The following is a 19,424-nucleotide window of genomic DNA, read 5'->3' on the forward strand; positions in this document are numbered from 1 at the left end:
GTTCGTGTTCCTCGTGTTGAGATTATTGGTTTCCGTCGCGTGTATATTCTTCAAGGATTGGGCCAGGCTTCGTGCCAGCTACACCGCCGAACCATGCTGCAATCAGGCCGAGAACGAGCGCGAAGAATCCGAGCAGAGCGCCGCTGGAAACGACCTCCGTCGTGGTCTGTGCCGCCTCCAAAGCCTGTTGCTTTGCCTGATCGATCGATGCCCTGTAGTTGGCCTCGTATTCATCGACTTTCGCACGGGCCTGGTCGACAGGAGTATTCTGAGCTTTCGCTAGAGCGTCGGCGGCCCGTGCCTTGGCGTCCTCGACCTGGCTCTGGTCGCCCGTTGCTACCGCTTTCATCGCCGTCACCGCCGCCGTTTGCAGGGCTTGCGGGTCGGAGCCACCGCTGGCCCCGCGGATTTGCCGTTCGATATCGGCCATCGGATCGGCTGCCGCGGCAATCGACGGCGCCGCGGTGGTCGCTGCGGTTGCTGCAGTCTTGCCGACGCCGCCGACCACGCTCGAAAGGCCGCTGAACGCGCCGCCGACGAGTGCGCCGACCGAGGTCGTCAGGAGGTACAGAATGACCAGCGTGGTGACGGCCCACGAGGTGATGCCGTGGAAACCGCCTGTGGACTTGCTCGGACGGCCTGACAGCCGGCTGGCAGCATATGCGCCGATAAACGAGGCGACGATGCCGGAAACGACGAACCAGAGGCCACCGATGATGGAGAAACTAGCGGCTGTAGGATTGTCCGATGTGGCGGGATCGAGGACCGCAGCACCAATTCCGACGCCGAGAAGATTGAGCAGGAACTGTGCGGCGAGGGCAATCACGACGCCGGCAAACACCGCACCCCATGATATCTTATTGAGAGTGGCCGTAATGCGCGGGTCCACCGGGTTGACCGCATACGGAGTATCGCCCGGCAGGCGGGAGATGGATGGTTGGGACATTGTACAAGCCTCCAGAGCTTTTTCGCGGTTCTGTGAATGCGTCCCAACTCCCGCTTCATCCGAATGTTCCAAGGAGTATTTTCGCTTTGCCAGCGGTCAACTTGAGCGCCATCGATGCCGAGCAGGATGCAAAGGACGTGTCGAATGTCTGAAGCCTCGTGATCGCGAGGGATTCAATGGTGACGCTGGGGAACACGTATGTCCGCAAATGGAATCCGGAGGAAGACAGTGAGAGGCATGCTGCCGTCCAGGCGCTCGACTCCGCCACAGGGTAGCTCGGAGGAGGTCGACCGCCCTCAATTCCGCGGATATACGTTCGATGTAGGCGGCCGCGAAATCTCGGATTTTTGTCATCAATCTGGAAATTTGAAATCCCTCGAATTCCAATCCAACCAGGATGAAGCGTGCGTCGTCATCCTGGTACCGGGCGGTCATAGTTTTCTCGCCGATTGTGACGCGCTGACGTAGCTCGCAGGTTCGGCTCGTCACCCCCTTGGAGGGGAGCTATCTCTAATGCATGCAGGTATCGAAACCCTCTTTTGATGGAGGAGAGGATGAGGCATGGCGGAACCACTCGCGAGGCAATGGCTGCCGGTCGGAATCTGACCGCGGGTGCGCGGAATCGCGACCGCACGAAAACCATTCAGGCGGGGAACGTTCGTCGGCCATGCAAGTTAATCTGAAGTGAGCGCGGCGCCGCATCGAACACTGATCCTACTGCCGTACTGAACGAAGGACTGCGATTTCTCCGCGAGAAAGGACTGACTATTGTTCTCATCGCAGCTACATTGTCACGATCGTCGGCATGCTGCACAGCGGATGGCAGAGCTTCAATCAGGATCTGGCGGAACACGGCTTCCCGCAACTGACATTGCTCGACTACACGGGGTCGGGCAGCTTCCTATCGGCGTTGTTCGAGAACTGAGAGAGCGAATTCCTGCACATGTCCGCCTACGTGGTTTTGACCGCCTTCCTCTTCAACGCGGCTTCGCAGTGAGTTTCCCTCTGCCGCCGTTCTGGTGGTACGAGCCGCTTTCATTGCCACCGCGAGAGAAGCTGGACTTTCGATACGGCACGGACTGTGTGGTGCATTGGACCGGTGGGTTTCTCATCGGCGACTAGAACGAACCGCTGGTTTGCGAACGTAATGGTCGGCATCAGGGGTGGACGGAGTGGAGGGTATTGAACAGGCAATATTTAGGCAAAAAGCGTCTTGTCGTTATCAGTGACTATCAAGCCGGCTGGTCCGGGCCTCCCTCGCCGCTCGCTATCGAGGAGTTGCGAGCCCAGTGGGCCAGTGGAGCGCGGGGAAGTCCCCCCTTTACTGTCGAACAGCCAATCCATGATCTAGTGGTGGAGGGCAGTTACATTGAACGCCTGCCCCTTGCTTGCTTGAAGATGGGTATAGTCGACAGCGTCGAAGTTTGGACGCATTGGCGCGGCGACCGCCCGCCCCCCGAGGATTTGACGACTAATCCGTTTCTTGTTCGCCGTTCATTTGCAATGAACGGCCCAGAGGCGCCATTCGCGTCGAATGATATGCTGGCCCACATCCTTACGTTTGGTGCTCCCGATATTCTCTGCGTGTGGGGGCTTGGCGTTTCAGAAGACATACTTGTTGCATGCAAGAGCAGCTATAAAATCTACAATTCTATCGATGCCCCTACGTGGCGAGTTCCCCGATCAATTAGCCAACATTTCGATCTGGTGCTGACCGGCGCCTTGTGGCAGTCGCAGGAGGTGAACCGGCGACATCCGGAAATGAAGACGGCGGTCCTTCCGATCGGACCGGAATTTGCGTCTCAGAGCATGTTCTATCCACTCGATGGCCCACGGCGATATGACGTTATCTATGTAGCCGCCGCTCAAACTTACAAGCGCCACGATATCCTTTTCGATGCCCTGGCTAAACTTCCGCATGGCATGAGGGCACTTTGCGTTTGCGGCTATGGGGAACTCGGGAATATGCTGCGCACACAAGTGCAAGCCTTGGGGATTGACGTCGACTTTGTTGGTCCGCCAGGCGTGCCATATGCAGAGGTTAATAGTCTAATGAACCAGGCAAAGATCGGCGTGGTTTGCGGCATCAACGACGGCGCCCCGGCAATCTTAACCGAATACATGCTGGCTGGCCTGCCGGTTCTCGCCAATAGCGCTCTCGTGTGTGGACTTCAGTATATTACTCCGCGAACAGGGGAGACTGTAGCAGCGGATCATTTTCACCATGCCATTTCGAGCATGCTTGAAAACCTCTCAAATTATTCGCCGCGCCAGGTTGTCCTTGATAATTGGACGTGGCCACATTCAGTCCGCAAGCTTTGCGAAATCATGGATTCGCGTGCGGGGCAGAAATGACTGCGGAACAAACCGCCGGAGTGGAGGTTGGAAGGCTTCCATAAACCGCGGATCCGCAAATGAATCTTTCCAGCTCACTCACCCAAGGGTTCCGTACAGCCGAACAACGCAAGGCGCCGATCATATGTTTTTCCCATTTGCGCTGGGATTTTGTGCTGCAGCGTCCCCAGCATTTGATGGAGCGTTTCGCGCGAGATAGACAGGTCTTCTATTTCGAAGAGTTCATCCCCACAGATCACCATTTAGCCTATCTGGAGATCCATCCATTTGAGGGGACGGCGGTGAAAGCCATACGTCCACGAATCCCTCACTGGTTAGGTCAGGACGAGAGGGAGCGTGAACTAAGAAACCTGTTGGATGAACTATTGTCGATCTACGGCGTGGCCCGCCCGATCCTATGGTTCTATACTCCGCTCATGTATGGGCTCGCTCGTCACATCGATGCGGCGGCGGTCATTTACGATTGCATGGACGAGTTGGCCAACTTCAAATTTGCGCCGCCAACTCTCAAGGACGCCGAGGCTGCACTCCTTAAACGCGCCGATGTGGCCTTCACCGGCGGCCACAGCCTGTATGAGGCCAAGCGGCATCTGCATGACAATATTCATCCTTTCCCATCTGGCGTCGATGTAGACCATTTCCACGCTGCTCGTGGAAACCTCGAGGAGCCGGCCGATCAAAGGTCCATCAGCGCTCCAAAGTTCGGATATTATGGCGTCATCGACGAGCGCCTCGACCTCGGCCTCATAAGCTGTGTAGCCAACGCTAGACCGAACCTCTCTTTTGTGTTTATCGGGCCAATCGTCAAGATTTCACCCGACGACCTCCCCAAAGCGGAGAACATCCATTACCTGGGCCGAAAAGCATATGGCGAACTGCCAGCGTATGTGTCGGGCTGGAGCGGGGCACTGATGCCATTTGCTCTCGACGACGCAACACGGTTCATAAGCCCCACCAAGACGCCCGAGTATCTTGCTGCCGGTCGACCAATCGTATCGACGCCTATCGCCGACGTCGTGCGTCAATACGGGGGCGTTTCCGGTGTTGCTCTTGCGCGGGATGCCGAGCAGTTTGCCACAGCGTGCGACGATGCGCTTGTCTTAAAAGAATCCGACGGCGCCTGGCTGAGATCAGTTGATACCCTTCTCGCCGCTTCGTCGTGGGACGACACGTTTCACGCGATGAGTGTGCTGGTTGAGGAAGCCATCATCCGTCGGTCCGCATTCACACATTCTCTCACACAATTCCCATCTCCACCGACAAGCGCCAGGTCGAGGTCATCCTTTGACTACCTGATCGTCGGTGCAGGCTTTGCGGGCTCGGTGCTGGCAGAAAGATTGGCGGCCGATGGGAGGCATGTGCTTTTGTGTGATAGGCGTCCGCATATCGGCGGCAACGCGTACGATTTTCACAATGAAGACGGCATCCTCGTTCATCGATATGGACCGCATATTTTTCATACCAACAGTCAGGAAATTTTCGACTACTTGTCACAATTTACCGATTGGAGGCCGTACCAACACCGTGTGCTCGCCGACATCGGCGATCATCGACTGCCAGTTCCCATCAACCGAACGACCCTCAATGGGTTCTACGGTCTCAATCTGAAGGACGAAGCAGAGGCCGCCTTATTTTTGGCCGCTCGTGCAGAGCCTTGCGATCCGATCGAAACAGCGAAGGATGCGGTTGTCTCCCAGGTCGGTGGCGATCTCTACCGCGCGTTTTTCCAAGGATATACCCGCAAGCAATGGGGTCTCGATCCGAGTCAGCTTGACAGATCGGTAACCTCGCGTGTCCCGGCACGCGTTAGCGATGACGACCGATATTTCCTCGACACCTACCAGGCTATGCCGCTGCATGGCTACACTAGGATGTTCGAGAAAATGTTGGACCACGAGTACATCACCGTATCGCTCGGCACGGAATTCGCGGACATCCGAAGGGACCATCCCGAGGCACATACGATTTTCACAGGACCGATCGACGAATATTTTGATTATCGCTTCGGTCGTCTTCCATACCGTAGCCTTGAGTTCCGACACGAAACACATGATGCCAGACGCCTGCTACCAGTCGGCGTGATCAACTATCCCTCGGAGACAGTGCCGTATACGAGGATCACCGAATACAAGCATCTGACTGGCCAGATCCATCCGAAGACAACCATTTCCTATGAGTTCGCCGGTGGAGAAGGGGAACCCTACTATCCCATCCCTCGACCGGACAATCAGGCACTGTACAAGCAATATGAAGCTGTTGCGCGACGTTCTAGCGACGTGACATTTGTCGGTCGGCTGGCGACATACAAGTACTATAATATGGATCAGGTGGTGGGCCAGGCTCTGGCGACATACCGGAAGATGTCAAAGGCGCACGCGAGCACCATTGCTGCGAGCGTGAAATGACCAGTCACTTGCAGCACATCGTTATCGCCACCGACAGCCGCGAGCCGTCCGGGATGGGCGAGCACATGCTTACGCTCGGACAGGCGCTTGGAACACAGTACAAAGTCACGCTAGCGGCTCCGCAGAACTCCGCGTTGCTGACCCGCGCCGTACGCTGGGGCTTGGGGATCAAGAGCGCCGATGACCTGGCGACATTTGAAGAATGGCTGCGTTCGTCGGGGGCATCGCTGCTTCACATCCATGCCGGCATCGGGTGGGAGGGACACGGGATTGCCCGTGTAGGGGGCGATTGCGGAATTCCCGTCATACGAACGGAGCATTTGCCATATGTGCTGACAGATGCTGAGCAGATCGCGCAATATCATAGGGCGATTTTGACAGTTACCCATCATATCGTGGTCTCCGAGGCCTCTCGCAAGAGTTTTGAAAGAAATGGTGTGGATCCGGCCCGGCTGACGGTTGTCCGCAACGGGATCTATGCGTGGGATCGGGGGGAAAGCGACGCACACGGCATGGGCGAACGCCCGTATCAATCCCGACCAACCCTTCTTACGGTGGCGCGGTTTTCGAAACAGAAGGATCACGCTGCCCTCGTAAGGGCAATGCCAACAGTGGTTGCAGCCCATCCCAGCGCCTTGCTTCTTCTCGTGGGGGAGGGCGAGGAAATGAACGCTGTCCACGATCTGGTCGACGAACTGTTACTGCGCGATCATGTCCAGTTTCTCGGACACCGAAACGACGTTCCCAACATCATGATGAATGCCGACCTCTTTGTCCTGCCCTCGCGCTTTGAGGGCCTGCCGTTGGCGGTGCTCGAAGCGATGTCTGTAGGTCTAACGGTCGTCGCAACCCGAATTGGGGGGACCATCGAAGCGCTTGGCGAAGATCACCCATTCTTGGCTGAGCCAGGAAATTCCTCCTCCCTAGCTGAGGTTTTGATCGACGCGCTCTCTGATCCCATTCGCGCCAGGTCAATAGGTCAGTCTGGCATGAATCGATTTCACAGCGCCTTTTCAGCGGATCGGATGGCCACCGAAACGGTTGCCATCTATCAACGGTTTCTCCCCGCCAAAACAGAAGTCAAAAGAGGACAGCCTTTCATGGACAAGACACGGATTGGCTTCATCGGCTGCGGAGGAATCGCGCACCGCCATCTCGACATCCTTGCCGGGTTTGACGATGTGGCGCTCGTCGCCTTTGCGGATCCTGACTTAGGTCGCGCAAGCGACGCGGCATCGCGCTTTGGCGCGAAAGCGTTCACCAGCCACCAGGCCATGCTGGACGCCGAAGCGGTCGACGCGGTTTATATTTGCATACCTCCCTTTGCGCACGGCGATGCGGAACGGGAGCTGATCCAACGCGGCATCCCGTTCTTTGTCGAGAAGCCTATCACCCTCGATTTGGCCCTTGCTAAAGAACTTGCAACCATGATTGCGCGAGCGAAATTGATAACGGCCGTGGGTTATCACTGGCGGTACCTCGATACTGTAGAGGAGGCCCGCCGGTTGTTGGTGGAAAACCCGGCGCAACTTCTCTCCGGCTACTGGTTGGACCAGACGCCTCCACCGCAATGGTGGTGGAAGATTGATCGATCAGGTGGGCAGATGATCGAACAGACCACTCATATCATTGACCTGGCGCGTTACCTCATTGGCGAAGTTACCGACGTATATGGTCGTGTCGGCTTTAAAGATCGTTTAGAATTTCCGGGCCTCGATGTGCCCGCGGTTGCGACCGCGACAATGACCTTCGAATCCGGCGTCATCGCCAACTTTTCCTCAACCTGCCTTCTCGGCTGGAACCATAGGGTGGGGCTCAACATCTTCGCCGATCGTCTTGCGATAGAATTGACAGATCATGACATCATGGTCGATGTCGGAGCAGGACGTCCGGTTCGCCAAGCCGAAGGCGATCCCGTCTGGCGCGAGGATCGCGATTTTGTCGACGCCGTGCGCGGGCAGGAAAACCACATTCGCTGTGCCTACTCGGACGCGCTCGCAACGCATCGGATCGCGCTGGCTGTCGCAGCCTCAGCTCGACAAGACGAACCCCTAAGACTCGACCCTCCTGTCTTCGAGCGCAGGCCGATGGCTCCTCTTCGGCATCAATTCCGAAAAGAGGAGCCGCAGGGCCTGCAGCCCGGCCATCGGCGAATTCGTTCGCTGGGCATAGAACGTGCGGGGAAAGCATTCTTCTTGGAATACGAAGAGGGCCCGCCCCCCGAAGGCCACATCCGGTTGGAGACGTTGTATAGCGGATTTTCAGCAGGTACCGAACTCACGTTCATGAAAAATACCAACCCTTACTTCCATTCGAGGTTCGATGGGGAGAGGGGTGTATTTGTGGAAGGCGAGGCTGACCTTCACTATCCAGTTCCCTTTCTTGGCTACATGGAGGTGGCGCGGGTCTCGGAGACGCGGGCAGCCGGCTTCGCGAACGGCGATATTGTCGCGACGACGTTTGCGCACAAGAGCGGCCACACTGCAGACCCATGCCATGACGTGCTGGTGCCGCTTTCCAACGATATCGATCCCATGCTTGGAGTGTTCGTCGCTCAGATGGGACCGATCGCGGCTAATGGAATTTTGCACGCCGATTCAGAGGCGTTCGGAAGCAGCGTGCCTTACCTCGGCGCTGGCATTGAGGGACGAAACGTCGTTGTCCTCGGTGCGGGAACCGTGGGTCTGATGACTGCGCTGTTTGCGCAGAAGTGCGGAGCTTCCAACGTCATTGTCGGCGACCCGTCGGAATTCCGTCAGAACAAGGCGCACGATCTTGGCCTCGGCGCGATGGAGGAGGAGCTAGTGTGGCAGCACGTGAAGGCCCGGTGGCACAACGGCGGCAGAGACCGCGGCGCCGATATAGTGTTCCAGACGCGTGCGCAGGCGACGAGCTTGCATGCTGCGCTTAAGGCGTTGCGGCCGCAGGGAACAGTCATCGATCTCGCCTTTTACCAAGGTGGAGCTCAGGGATTGCGGCTTGGCGAAGAGTTTCATCACAATGGTCTAAACATCAGGTGCGCCCAAATCAATCGTGTGCCGCGGGGATTGGGGGCGTTGTGGGACCGATGTCGGCTTGCCAGAGAGACAGTGGGCCTTATGCGAAGCCACGGCTCTGCTATCCGCGACCACATGATCACGCACGTCGTTCCATTTGATGATGCGCCGCAATTCTTGGCCGATCTCGTTACGAACCGGCCGGAATTCCTGCAAATTGTTTTCAAGGTTCAAGAATGAGCTCCGGCAAACAACCAGTCCGCATCCTTTTCGTATTCGCATGGTTGGTCGTTGGCGGTGAAGAGACCGAAGTCCGGCTCCTTGCCCGAAATCTCGATCGAAGCCGCTATCGCATTGACGTCGTGGCATGTTTCCACAAGCCGAACATGCCCGAGCAGACACACGAGCAGCTAACGGCGTTGGGCGTGGATGTCGATACGACCCCTTATGAATTGTCGTTTGAGGATACGATAACCTATCTGGCAACGAAAATCCCAAGCTACGACGTGGTGGTCTCCTGCCAGAACGTCGCCGATATTTACCCGGCGCTTGGACGTCTCCATCTCCGCCCGCCACTGATCGAACATGGCGGGCTGGTGTCGGAGGCGCTTGCTGGGCCGAAGCACTTCACAAGTCGCTACGTCGGCGTCTGTCGATCAATCCGCGACGCCGCAGCCTCCGTGATGGCCGGTCGTGAATCAAGTGCTCTTGAAATCCCGTCGATGGTCGATTTCTCGGAATTTGACGCCACCCGGCGTGCCGCAAACCGTTCGTCACTGGGCGTGGCCGAGGATTCGGTCCTGGTGGGTTGGGTCGGACGGCTTGATCCCAAAAAAAACGTCGAAGACTTCATAGAGGCCGCGGCAATGGTGCATATGGACGTTGCGTCTGCGCGTTTTGTAATTGTAGGAGGGGCCGACGCGTTCCATCCGGAGTACGCGATAGAGTTGCAGTCACTCGCTGCTAAGCGGGGATTGGGTGACGTGCTTTCCTTTCTCGGAGATCGGAAGGATGTTCCCAACCTTCTGTCAGCCTTCGACATTTTTACCTGGCTCTCGCGCGACGAGGGGATGCCGCATGTTCTCGCGGAGGCAGGTGCAGCAGGTCTGCCCGTCATCGCGACGCCTGATAACGGCGCACTTCAGCAGGTCGAGGAGGGGACTTCGGGTCTCTTCGTGCCCTACAACGATCCTAGCGCTGTCGCTCAGGCCATGATGAAGCTGATTATGTCAGCCGATCTGCGTGCCCGGTTGGGCAAGGCCTTGATGTCAAAAGTGGAAAATGACTACAGCGCTGCTACGATCGTGCCGCGATGGGAAGGTCTCTTTCTGGATGTCCTGGAAGATCGAGCGCGAGCCGGGCCATCTGGTTTATTCAAATCTTTCATTCAGGGCGGTTTCGAGTGTTCAACGCACCGCCTCCGTCCAGGCGAGGGCGAAACTGCGGGGACGCGTCTCGATGTCCTCGCCTCGACGGGCCACGACTCGCATGCGCGACAGGACTACGATCAACTGAAAGCGCACCGGATCGAAACCGTGCGCGACGGCCTCCGCTGGCATCTTATAGAGCCGTCATCTGGCCACTATGATTGGTCTAGCTTTCTTCCAATGCTCGAAGCGGCGAAGGAGGCGGGCACCCAGGTCATCTGGGATCTTTTGCACTTTGGCTGGCCAGACCATATCGATATTTGGGGGCAGGAGTTTATGACGCGGTTTGCTAATTTTGCTGGTGCTGTCGCCGCAGTGGCGCGGAAAAATACGGGAGACGTTCCGTTCTATTGCCCAGTGAACGAGATCTCGTTTTTGTCGTGGAGTGGAGGTGACGCCGGCTACCTGAACCCTTTTGCAAACGGACGCGGGTTCGAATTGAAAGTCCAACTCGCGCGCGCTTCCATCGCCGCCATGGATGCCATCCTTGCTGTCGATCCACGGGCGCGTTTCGTACACTGCGATCCCGTTATCAATGTCATCATCGATCCTTCGCGACCCTGGGAGAAGCTTGTTGCCGAAGCACACCGGCAGTCGCAGTTCCAGGGGTGGGATTTATTAGCAGGAAGGCTATGGCCTCAAATCGGCGGTGCAGATCGCTATCTCGATATTGTTGGGGTAAACTACTATCACAACAATCAGTGGATTCACGGGGGGCCACCGATCGACGTAACCAACGTGCTTTACAAACCATTTAGAACTATTCTGATCGAAACCTATGCCCGATATGGCAAACCGATATTCGTTGCCGAAACCGGTATCGAAGCCCAAAGGCGCCCTGATTGGGTCATGTATGTTTATAGCGAGGTCGTTGCCGCGATGGATGCCGGGGTTCCGATCGAAGGCATATGCCTGTACCCAATCCTAAACCATTCCGGATGGGATGATGATCGACCGTGTCAAAACGGTCTTCTGTCGGCGGAAATTTCTGACGCAACTCGCGTCGTATATCAGCCTCTGGCAGAAGCGTTGGAATGTATACAGCGAGACGTTATCGGAAGGAGCGGGCTTTCCTAAAGCTAAGTTTCGCTCCAGTCTCTCGCGCCACAACCTCCGCCGTGGCAGAGTGGTCAAAAAACTCTCTATGGGATCTAAGCGAATAATCGAGGACGACGCCTTCGTCGTCCACATGGAGTTCAGCTTTGTAGCCAAGATGGCCACCCAAGCCCCCGAGGCGCGGAGGACCCGCCCCACGGTCTCACGGCAGAGGACGGCGCCGAGTCGGGGCTGCTTTGGAGGGGCAGTCCTTCGACTATGGAGGAAACGGCGACCGACGCCCGGCAGGGGCAAGCTACGGCCGACCAGTCTTCCTCGTTCTCGTCAGCAGCCTGGTGTGGGCAATGATCGCTTGGGCGCGGTGGAGTTCTGGGGCGAGAGCATCGACAAGGATCCGCAAACCACGGCGTCGACGGCTCCAAATTCGATCAACGCGCAGCCGCATGGCGCCGGGACCTTCGACAACAAATCCGGCAGGAGGAGTCAGTCGACCGGCCACAGCCAACGACCGGGATCCGACCGCCGGAGGAAACGGCGGCGGTTCCACCATGATGACGACGCCGAGTGGATAAGGCGGTAGCGCGTTCGAACCGCTTCGCGGAAGAGGCGCCAGGGCCAAGTTGGTGCGCAAAACGCCTTGTTAGGAGCTTTGTCCGGCGCTATCTCGGCACCGCAATCAAACGAGGTTTCGAAACAGCTACTGTCAAGTGGTTCAACTCTAAAAAGGGTTACGCTTTCATCCAGCCGGACGACGGCTGCCGGATGTGTTCGTGCGTATTTTTGCGGTCGAGCGCTCCGGCCTTCAGGGGCTCAAGGACGGCCAGAAAGTTAGCTACGAGCGACGCGCGATCGACAGTCGGGCAAGACCGCCGCGGAAGATCTCCGGGCTCTCTAGAAATCGTCAGTCTCATTGAGCGGGATTGAAGGTCGACGAGTCTTTGTTACAACACAATCGTCGCCTTACCTACATCGGCATTGCTTGGAGCGCCGAATGAATTCGCCGCTCGCGATTGCCGTCATCGCTTGAGACTTTTGACCATGGATGTACTGGCAGGACAAATAGGCAATGATGAGGAAGGTCGGTGCGATTTCGCCCCGGCTTTTTTTGTTGGCCTCCTGATCCGACTTCGACGTTATGCCCTATGGATCGCTGTTGGAGCGACCCCCAAAGTGGGCATAACAGATTAGTTGTTGTTGTCAGCGCAACGGAACGCTCTTCCTTGGTTCGCGATGCAGCTGCCGCGCCGCCCTTGCGTCCGCCCTTTTCGGAAGAGGCATGGTCCTCGGCATGGTCCCGGCCCGAGCCGGATTTCTTGCCGCCGCCACTTTCCTTGTTGACGGTGGCCCAGGCACGGCGCTCGGCTTCCTTCTCAGAAACACCACGATCTTCGTAGCCTTCCTCGATATGCTCGGCCTTGCGCTTCTGCTTGTCGGTATATGCGGACTTGTCACCTTGCGGCATCGGACATCTCCTTGGCTGACATGAAGCAAGGAGAACTGCATTTTCGCGCCAAAGTTCCGCTGACCGGAAATCGTGATTGCGGCCTTCGGACCCACGTTGGAGATCGGTTAGGTCGAGGCACTTGATAGTGCCATCGGTCAACGCTGCCTTGGTAATGGCATTGGTCAGCGCCCCAGCAGTTTTGCATTGATACAGAAGTGCGCTACCTGCGTGACGCCGTCCGGGCAACAGAAGTAAAGTCGGACCCAAGCCGAGGGGCGGCTTTTGGCACATGGACCTGCAGACAAAGAGTTTCGAGACGTCGGACCGGCTGGCGCGTTTCATCGGCGGACCCCAGGCAGGTCGAATGGACCTCAAGGCGTACCTGGTAAACGTGCACCAAGATGACCATCCTGCTGCCGACCTCACGCCGCTTCTGGAAGGGAAGGTCGACAAGTCTGTAGCGGAATATCGTCTTCGAACCACCGAAGGAGAGCGCTGGATGCGTTGTGACAGGCGTCTGCTTAGGGACGCTCAGGGAACACCCTTCCGTATAATTGGCGTGGTGATCGACTTTACTGAAGAACACCTGCGACGCGCCGAACTTGAGGCCAATGCTGACACCGACGTGCTAACAGGACTTTTCAATCGGCGCGGCCTGCAGAAGAAGTTCGATCGCATGAGCAAGGAGAAGGGCCGACTGGTGCTCACGATCGATCTCGATGGCTTCAAGGAGGTCAACGACAGCTTAGGTCATGCCGCCGGCGACCAGGTGCTGATCGAGACGGCCTCGAGATTGAAGGCGGCGGTGGTTTGCGAGATTACGGGATGATTGACCCCGTATCCGCGGTCTCGCTGTTCACGCGAATTACGAAAAATGGCCCCGCGTATACGAGGGGTGAGCGCAGGGCCAGGTCGCCAGCTTTTCTGGCTTGGATGCGCAGCACCCGGTCCATTTGACGGGATTGACATACCGCGCGTTCCACTGCCTCAACGAGCCAACAGGAGTCTCGTTCCGGCCTCGAGCATCCGAGTTCGCATTGGACCAGACAGCATGATACTGGCGGTTCCGCTACAATTTTTAGTGACGATTTGCTAACGCATGTGTGCAAACCTAAGTCGAGTTTGTTCAATTGGCAGGGACTATGTTTGTCGTATCGATCTTCCACGAAGGCCACGAGCGTAACCTCGTCGCCACCGGCATCCGGATGCAAGACAGTCTTGTCGTCGTTCAGGCAGGTGGAAGGCGACACGTTTTTCCTTCCGCAAACCTGATCGAGATCATGATGATCGAAGAGGACGTGGAAGACGATCACTTCATCACTAGCCCGAATTTGCTGATCAACTGACCCTCTCTCCGAGGACGTGGCGGGAGCTTGGCATTTGTGGATCGGACCCCACACGTAACCAAGGCTCCCCTCCTTAATCGAGCCGATAGCACGGCGTTTGCCCCAGCTAGTTGGGTAGGTCAAGGGGGTCGAAACCCTCTCGGAACTGCAGAAGCTGCCCCTCGGACTCAACCACTACGCCATGCCGTAAGAATTCATTGATAGTGAAATCAGGATGGGCGGCAAGAAGAAGTCGTGCTTCATCGGCTGCCTCCTTCGACCGTCCCGCTCGATTGAGGCAAGCTACTATCCGTCCCCAAGTAAACTTGCCTGGATTGGGAAGCCGACGAAGTGCGGCCAAAGCCTCTTCATAGGCACCCCCCAAATACATCGCATTCCCTAGCATTACAGTTGCATATCTATCTGTGGTCTGAATCTATGGGTCTCCATGATTCGGAGGTCATGGATGACAGGTGCATCAATCGAGACGACGCTTGAGCTTTGGGCATCATCGTTGCGCGACGTGAAGGCTCGCATGCGCAGACTGTTTACGCAGGAGCGAGTTGCAGCCTCTGCGAACCTTTTCCTGGACGGCTTGCTGGGTGACGAGCGGCGTAAGACAGGTTGGATGCGTGCTGAGGCGGCCGGTGATCCCGGCCCGTGGCGGCAACAAGCCATTCTGGGGCGCGGGCGCTGGGACGCGGACGCACTTCGCGACATCGTGCGAGAGTATGTCGTAGAAAACCTCGCCACGGATGATGCGGTCCTGGTCATCGACGAGACGGGCTTCCTCAAGCAGGGCAAGACATCGTGCGGTGTTGCACGTCAATATACAGGTTCGGCTGGCAAGATAACGAACTGCCAGATCGGTGTGTTCGCCGCCTATGTGTCCGTTCGCGGTCATGCCTTTATCGATCGGGCCCTGTACTTGCCCAAAAGCTGGACCGGCGATCCGGCAAGGCTGGCAGCAGCTCATGTTCCTCAGGCTACAGCCTTCGCTACCAAGCCAGGCCTGGCTGTCGAGATGATACGGCGTGCGCTGGCAGCCGATGTGCCGTTTTCATGGGTGGCCGCAGATGCGGTCTATGGCGTCGGGGACGTTGAAGGGACCCTGCGTCGAGCCTGCAAAGGCTACGTTCTTGGGGTTAAATCGGACCACCATTTCGGCTCCTGGTCGGGTAAGCCTCCGGTCGCCGGCACAGCGCAGGAGATCGCCCGTGATCTCGATTCAAGTGCATGGCAGCGTCTTTCCGCCGGTGAGGGCACCAAAGGCGCGCGGCTTCATGACTGGGCCTACTGTGAACTCGCCGATCTCGATGCCGACGAATACAACGAGACGACATCAGGGCTTTGGACCCGTGGCCTCCTGATCCGGCGCAATATCAGCGACGGTGATCTCGCATTCTTCACCACATGGTGCCTGGCCGGGACGGACATCCAGACGCTCGTTTCCGTTGAAGGCCATCGCTGGGCGATCGAAGACAGCTTCGAGACCGCCAAGAACGAGCTCGGACTCGATCACAATGAAACCCGGTCATGGCATGGCTGGCATCGCCACGTCTCCCTCGTCATGCTTGCCTTCGCCATGATGGCGGTGATCCGGTACCGCGCCAATGACGCGACGCCCCCAAAAAGACCGCGGATGCCGACCATCAGGATTTGATCCGCTGGTCTATCCAGGAAGTCCGGCGCATCGCCATCAGACTCGCCCAGCGTCGCATAAACCCCGCCTACGTCATCGCATGGTCATGCTGGAGACGCGCCCATCAGGCGGCCGCTCGACGAGCTCATCTCAAAACTAAAATGCAACTGTAATGCTAGCACTACTTTGGCAGATTAATCCTCGGTTAACGATGATCGGCCATCTTTGACACTTCAACAGGGGTGCGAAGGATGGCAGAGCAGGATGTTGCACTGACGGAATGGCTGAAGCCGTTCGTTGAAAAGCTTGGCCACAAGAAGCGTCGGCAGATGTGCCCGATCTATGTTTCTGGCCTGATCGGGCCGGGAGATCGCAAGAGTATCGAGCCGATGGCGGAGCGCCTGGCACCTGATCGCTACGACCGCCTGCATCATTTCATCTCGGATGGCATTTGGGACGCCGGTCCGCTTGAGGCGGAATTGGCGGTGCAGGCTGACAGAATAGTCGGGGCTTCGGATGCTTTTCTGGTGATCGATGATACAGCTCTTCCGAAGAAGGGCGATCATTCTGTTGGGGTCGCACCACAATATGCATCGATGCTAGGCAAGAGAGCCAACTGCCAGACGCTGGTGTCATTGACGCTGGCACGCGACGAGGTTCCTGTTCCCGTTGGCCTGCGGCTGTTCCTGCCCGACAGTTGGACCAGTGATCAGGATCGGATGGCAAAAGCCGGTGTTCCCGAGCTATTGCGCATATCCCGCACCAAACCGGAGATCGCGCTTGACGAGATCGACAGGCTGATTGCCGCGGGCGTGCGGTTTGGCACCGTGCTTGCTGACGCAGGTTACGGTCTGTCGGCCGCTTTTCGCCAGGGTTTGAGTGCGCGGGATCTCACCTGGGCGGTCGGCATTCCCAAGCATCAGAAGGTGTATCCCCATGATGTCGCATTGATCTTTCCTGTTGCTGGCCATGGACGACCGCGCAAGCATTCAATCCCCGATACGCTGTCGACAGCAGCCGAAACGATCCTTGCGGCATCGACATGGAAGACGCTCAGCTGGCGGCGCGGCACCAAAGGTCGATTGGTAGCGCGCTTTGCTGCCGTCCGCATTCGAATTGCGGATGGCAGTCCGCAGCGTATCCTCGACAAGGGACAGCAGCATATGCCGGGCGAGGAAGCCTGGTTGGTTGGCGAGTGGCGCTCAAACGACGAACGCAAATATTATCTGTCCAATCTGCCGACCGCGGCGACATTGAAACAACTCGCGGCGGCCATTAAAGCTCGTTGGGTCTGTGAGCAGGCTCATCAGCAGATGAAGGAAGAACTCGGCCTCGATCACTTCGAAGGCCGATCATGGCAAGGCCTCCATCGACACGCACTGATGACCATGATCGCTTATGCCTTCCTGCAGCATCAGCGCCTATACAAGGCAAAGCGGGAAAAAAGGAACAGACGCGGCCCGCCTAAACCGACACTGCCAGCTATCCGACGCGCCGTCATAGCCGCGCTCTCAAACCACCATCCACCACAACGATGTCCACACTGCCGTATCAGGTTCCAAATGACCCCAAAATCAACACTACTTTGGCAGAATTGATTTTGGGGTCATTTGGAACCTGATACGGCAGTGTGGACATCGTTGTGGTGGATGGTGGTTTGAGAGCGCGGCTATGACGGCGCGTCGGATAGCTGGCAGTGTCGGTTTAGGCGGGCCGCGTCTGTTCCTTTTTTCCCGCTTTGCCTTGTATAGGCGCTGATGCTGCAGGAAGGCATAAGCGATCATGGTCATCAGTGCGTGTCGATGGAGGCCTTGCCATGATCGGCCTTCGAAGTGATCGAGGCCGAGTTCTTCCTTCATCTGCTGATGAGCCTGCTCACAGACCCAACGAGCTTTAATGGCCGCCGCGAGTTGTTTCAATGTCGCCGCGGTCGGCAGATTGGACAGATAATATTTGCGTTCGTCGTTTGAGCGCCACTCGCCAACCAACCAGGCTTCCTCGCCCGGCATATGCTGCTGTCCCTTGTCGAGGATACGCTGCGGACTGCCATCCGCAATTCGAATGCGGACGGCAGCAAAGCGCGCTACCAATCGACCTTTGGTGCCGCGCCGCCAGCTGAGCGTCTTCCATGTCGATGCCGCAAGGATCGTTTCGGCTGCTGTCGACAGCGTATCGGGGATTGAATGCTTGCGCGGTCGTCCATGGCCAGCAACAGGAAAGATCAATGCGACATCATGGGGATACACCTTCTGATGCTTGGGAATGCCGACCGCCCAGGTGAGATCCCGCGCACTCAAACCCTGGCGAAAAGCGGCCGACAGACCGTAACCTGCGTCAGCAAGCACGGTGCCAAACCGCACGCCCGCGGCAATCAGCCTGTCGATCTCGTCAAGCGCGATCTCCGGTTTGGTGCGGGATATGCGCAATAGCTCGGGAACACCGGCTTTTGCCATCCGATCCTGATCACTGGTCCAACTGTCGGGCAGGAACAGCCGCAGGCCAACGGGAACAGGAACCTCGTCGCGTGCCAGCGTCAATGACACCAGCGTCTGGCAGTTGGCTCTCTTGCCTAGCATCGATGCATATTGTGGTGCGACCCCAACAGAATGATCGCCCTTCTTCGGAAGAGCTGTATCATCGATCACCAGAAAAGCATCCGAAGCCCCGACTATTCTGTCAGCCTGCACCGCCAATTCCGCCTCAAGCGGACCGGCGTCCCAAATGCCATCCGAGATGAAATGATGCAGGCGGTCGTAGCGATCAGGTGCCAGGCGCTCCGCCATCGGCTCGATACTCTTGCGATCTCCCGGCCCGATCAGGCCAGAAACATAGATCGGGCACATCTGCCGACGCTTCTTGTGGCCAAGCTTTTCAACGAACGGCTTCAGCCATTCCGTCAGTGCAACATCCTGCTCTGCCATCCTTCGCACCCCTGTTGAAGTGTCAAAGATGGCCGATCATCGTTAACCGAGGATTAATCTGCCAAAGTAGTGCTAGGGCGTCGACTCATAAACTCTGACACCAGATCCGCGCCGCGACAAGTTTGACAGCGGCGAGATAGTTTTCCGGGCGCTTGTCGTAGCGTGTGGCGATACCTCTGAACTGTTTGATCTTGTTGAAAAACCGCTCCACGAGGTTTCGCTGCCGATAAACCCAGCGCGAGAATGAGAAGGAGCCCGTCCGATTTGCTTTGGGCGGGATGTTGGCCCAGGCTTTGCGCGCGGCCGCCTTAGCCCGGATGGCGTTACTGTCATAGCCCTTGTCGGCAAGCAGGATGTCGCCTTCGCCGAGGCTGTCAGTCAGCGCATCGGCTTCAGTGCAATCAGCAATCTGCCCGCCGGTCAGACGGAGCGTGACGGGCCGACCTTCAGCATCGACGAGCGCGTGGATTTTGCTCGTGAGCCCGCCGCGGGAACGTCCCATGCCACCATCGTCTTGATCCCCTTTTTTCCCGTGGCCGCGTGCTGGTGAACGCGAACACAGGTCGAGTCGATCATGACGATGTCGCCATCGTAAGCTTCTGAAACCGCTTCAAGAAGCCGATCCCAGACACCAGCCTTCCGCCAGCGGACGAAGCGGTTGTAGCAGGTGGTTGGCGGCCCATACCGCTCAGGAACTTCCGCCCAAGGAGAGCCTGTTCGGAAGCGCCAAAGGATGCCATTCAACACCCGTCGGTCGTCGACACGGGGAACGCCGCGCGGCTTGTTGGGAAGAAGTGGCGAAATAATCGACCATTCCTGGTCCGTGAGTTCGTAGCGGCGGCGTGTCATCATGGCTCCTCATTCGGAAGCCTTGAATCACGAGGCACGCAAAACGCCAAGAACATTA

At 57.4% G+C, this 19,424-nt stretch carries 12 protein-coding genes and 2 pseudogenes; 10 read left to right on the forward strand and 4 right to left on the reverse strand.

What is annotated here, in order from left to right; all coding sequences use genetic code 11:
* Nucleotides 1-22: 22 nt before the first annotated feature.
* Entirely contained in the window at nt 23-946 is a 924-nt protein-coding gene (locus tag LPU83_RS65200) for a hypothetical protein (protein ID WP_024318609.1), read from the reverse strand.
* 805 nt (nt 947-1,751) lie between these two features.
* On the opposite strand from LPU83_RS65200, the gene LPU83_RS75480 reads away from it, so the two are divergent.
* The 6 genes and pseudogenes from LPU83_RS75480 (at nt 1,752) to LPU83_RS65225 (ending at nt 12,080) form a co-directional block, all read left to right on the forward strand.
* The gene (locus LPU83_RS75480; protein WP_309475092.1) at nt 1,752-1,871 is read left to right on the forward strand and encodes a DUF6766 family protein; all 120 of its coding nucleotides are present in this window, start codon (nt 1,752-1,754) and stop codon (nt 1,869-1,871) included.
* A 257-nt stretch (nt 1,872-2,128) separates the two neighbouring features.
* Complete coding sequence (locus tag LPU83_RS65205; RefSeq protein ID WP_024318611.1) at nt 2,129-3,301, forward strand: glycosyltransferase; 1,173 nt, start codon at nt 2,129-2,131, stop codon at nt 3,299-3,301.
* A 59-nt stretch (nt 3,302-3,360) separates the two neighbouring features.
* Complete coding sequence (glf, locus tag LPU83_RS65210; protein WP_024318612.1) at nt 3,361-5,706, forward strand: UDP-galactopyranose mutase; 2,346 nt, start codon at nt 3,361-3,363, stop codon at nt 5,704-5,706.
* Nucleotides 5,703-8,942 carry a glycosyltransferase gene (locus tag LPU83_RS65215; RefSeq protein ID WP_024318613.1) on the forward strand — a complete coding sequence of 1,080 codons (3,240 nt, stop codon included), beginning with the start codon at nt 5,703-5,705 and terminating at the stop codon, nt 8,940-8,942. Before glf ends, LPU83_RS65215 begins: the two co-directional genes overlap by 4 nt.
* Nucleotides 8,939-11,206, forward strand: a complete 2,268-nt coding sequence (locus tag LPU83_RS65220; protein ID WP_024318614.1) for a glycosyltransferase family 4 protein — start codon at nt 8,939-8,941, stop codon at nt 11,204-11,206. The genes LPU83_RS65215 and LPU83_RS65220 overlap by 4 nt, the downstream gene beginning before the upstream one ends.
* 654 nt (nt 11,207-11,860) lie before the next feature.
* A pseudogene (locus LPU83_RS65225) lies at nt 11,861-12,080 on the forward strand (cold-shock protein).
* Nucleotides 12,081-12,386: 306 nt separating this feature from the next.
* On the opposite strand, the pseudogene LPU83_RS65230 reads toward LPU83_RS65225, so the two are convergent.
* Nucleotides 12,387-12,647 (reverse strand): annotated as a pseudogene (locus LPU83_RS65230) (plasmid stabilization protein); the annotation flags it as partial.
* Between the two features lie 346 nt (nt 12,648-12,993).
* Between LPU83_RS65230 and LPU83_RS75225 the strand changes: the two are divergent.
* The 4 genes from LPU83_RS75225 (at nt 12,994) to LPU83_RS65250 (ending at nt 17,194) form a co-directional block, all read left to right on the forward strand.
* On the forward strand, nt 12,994-13,458 hold the full coding sequence (locus tag LPU83_RS75225; RefSeq protein WP_176703653.1) for a diguanylate cyclase domain-containing protein: 465 nt from the start codon (nt 12,994-12,996) through the stop codon (nt 13,456-13,458).
* Between the two features lie 313 nt (nt 13,459-13,771).
* Nucleotides 13,772-13,975, forward strand: a complete 204-nt coding sequence (locus LPU83_RS65240; protein WP_024318617.1) for a hypothetical protein — start codon at nt 13,772-13,774, stop codon at nt 13,973-13,975.
* Nucleotides 13,976-14,402: 427 nt separating this feature from the next.
* Entirely contained in the window at nt 14,403-15,617 is a 1,215-nt protein-coding gene (locus tag LPU83_RS65245) for an IS701 family transposase (protein WP_082321218.1), read from the forward strand.
* 230 nt (nt 15,618-15,847) lie between these two features.
* Complete coding sequence (locus LPU83_RS65250; RefSeq protein WP_065814349.1) at nt 15,848-17,194, forward strand: IS701 family transposase; 1,347 nt, start codon at nt 15,848-15,850, stop codon at nt 17,192-17,194.
* Here the strand turns inward: LPU83_RS65250 and LPU83_RS65255 are convergent.
* Nucleotides 17,177-18,517: an IS701 family transposase gene (locus tag LPU83_RS65255; protein WP_040680878.1), complete on the reverse strand. Its 1,341-nt coding sequence runs from the start codon at nt 18,515-18,517 to the stop codon at nt 17,177-17,179. The two genes, LPU83_RS65250 and LPU83_RS65255, sit on opposite strands and share 18 nt — an antisense overlap.
* An 85-nt stretch (nt 18,518-18,602) precedes the next feature.
* Nucleotides 18,603-19,366, reverse strand: a protein-coding gene (locus LPU83_RS65260) for an IS5 family transposase (protein ID WP_112334169.1) whose coding sequence is annotated in 2 segments (ribosomal slippage) — nt 18,603-19,051 and nt 19,051-19,366 — 765 coding nt in all. Because the reading frame shifts where the segments join, the coding sequence is not laid out codon by codon here.
* Nucleotides 19,367-19,424 lie beyond the last annotated feature (58 nt).

Origin of the sequence: Rhizobium favelukesii (genome assembly GCF_000577275.2) — a bacterium.
GTDB lineage: Bacteria > Pseudomonadota > Alphaproteobacteria > Rhizobiales > Rhizobiaceae > Rhizobium > Rhizobium favelukesii.

Excerpts from the sequence above, each read along its gene's own strand:
- LPU83_RS75225 (WP_176703653.1), top strand. The coding sequence starts at position 12,994 with ATGGACCTCAAGGCGTACCTGGTAAACGTGCACCAAGATGACCATCCT.
- LPU83_RS65200 (WP_024318609.1), bottom strand. The coding sequence starts at position 946 with ATGTCCCAACCATCCATCTCCCGCCTGCCGGGCGATACTCCGTATGCG.
- LPU83_RS75480 (WP_309475092.1), top strand. The coding sequence starts at position 1,752 with ATGCTGCACAGCGGATGGCAGAGCTTCAATCAGGATCTGGCGGAACAC.
- LPU83_RS65215 (WP_024318613.1), top strand. The coding sequence starts at position 5,703 with ATGACCAGTCACTTGCAGCACATCGTTATCGCCACCGACAGCCGCGAG.
- LPU83_RS65255 (WP_040680878.1), bottom strand. The coding sequence starts at position 18,517 with ATGGCAGAGCAGGATGTTGCACTGACGGAATGGCTGAAGCCGTTCGTT.
- LPU83_RS65250 (WP_065814349.1), top strand. The coding sequence starts at position 15,848 with ATGGCAGAGCAGGATGTTGCACTGACGGAATGGCTGAAGCCGTTCGTT.
- LPU83_RS65220 (WP_024318614.1), top strand. The coding sequence starts at position 8,939 with ATGAGCTCCGGCAAACAACCAGTCCGCATCCTTTTCGTATTCGCATGG.
- LPU83_RS65245 (WP_082321218.1), top strand. The coding sequence starts at position 14,403 with ATGATTCGGAGGTCATGGATGACAGGTGCATCAATCGAGACGACGCTT.
- LPU83_RS65240 (WP_024318617.1), top strand. The coding sequence starts at position 13,772 with ATGTTTGTCGTATCGATCTTCCACGAAGGCCACGAGCGTAACCTCGTC.
- glf (WP_024318612.1), top strand. The coding sequence starts at position 3,361 with ATGAATCTTTCCAGCTCACTCACCCAAGGGTTCCGTACAGCCGAACAA.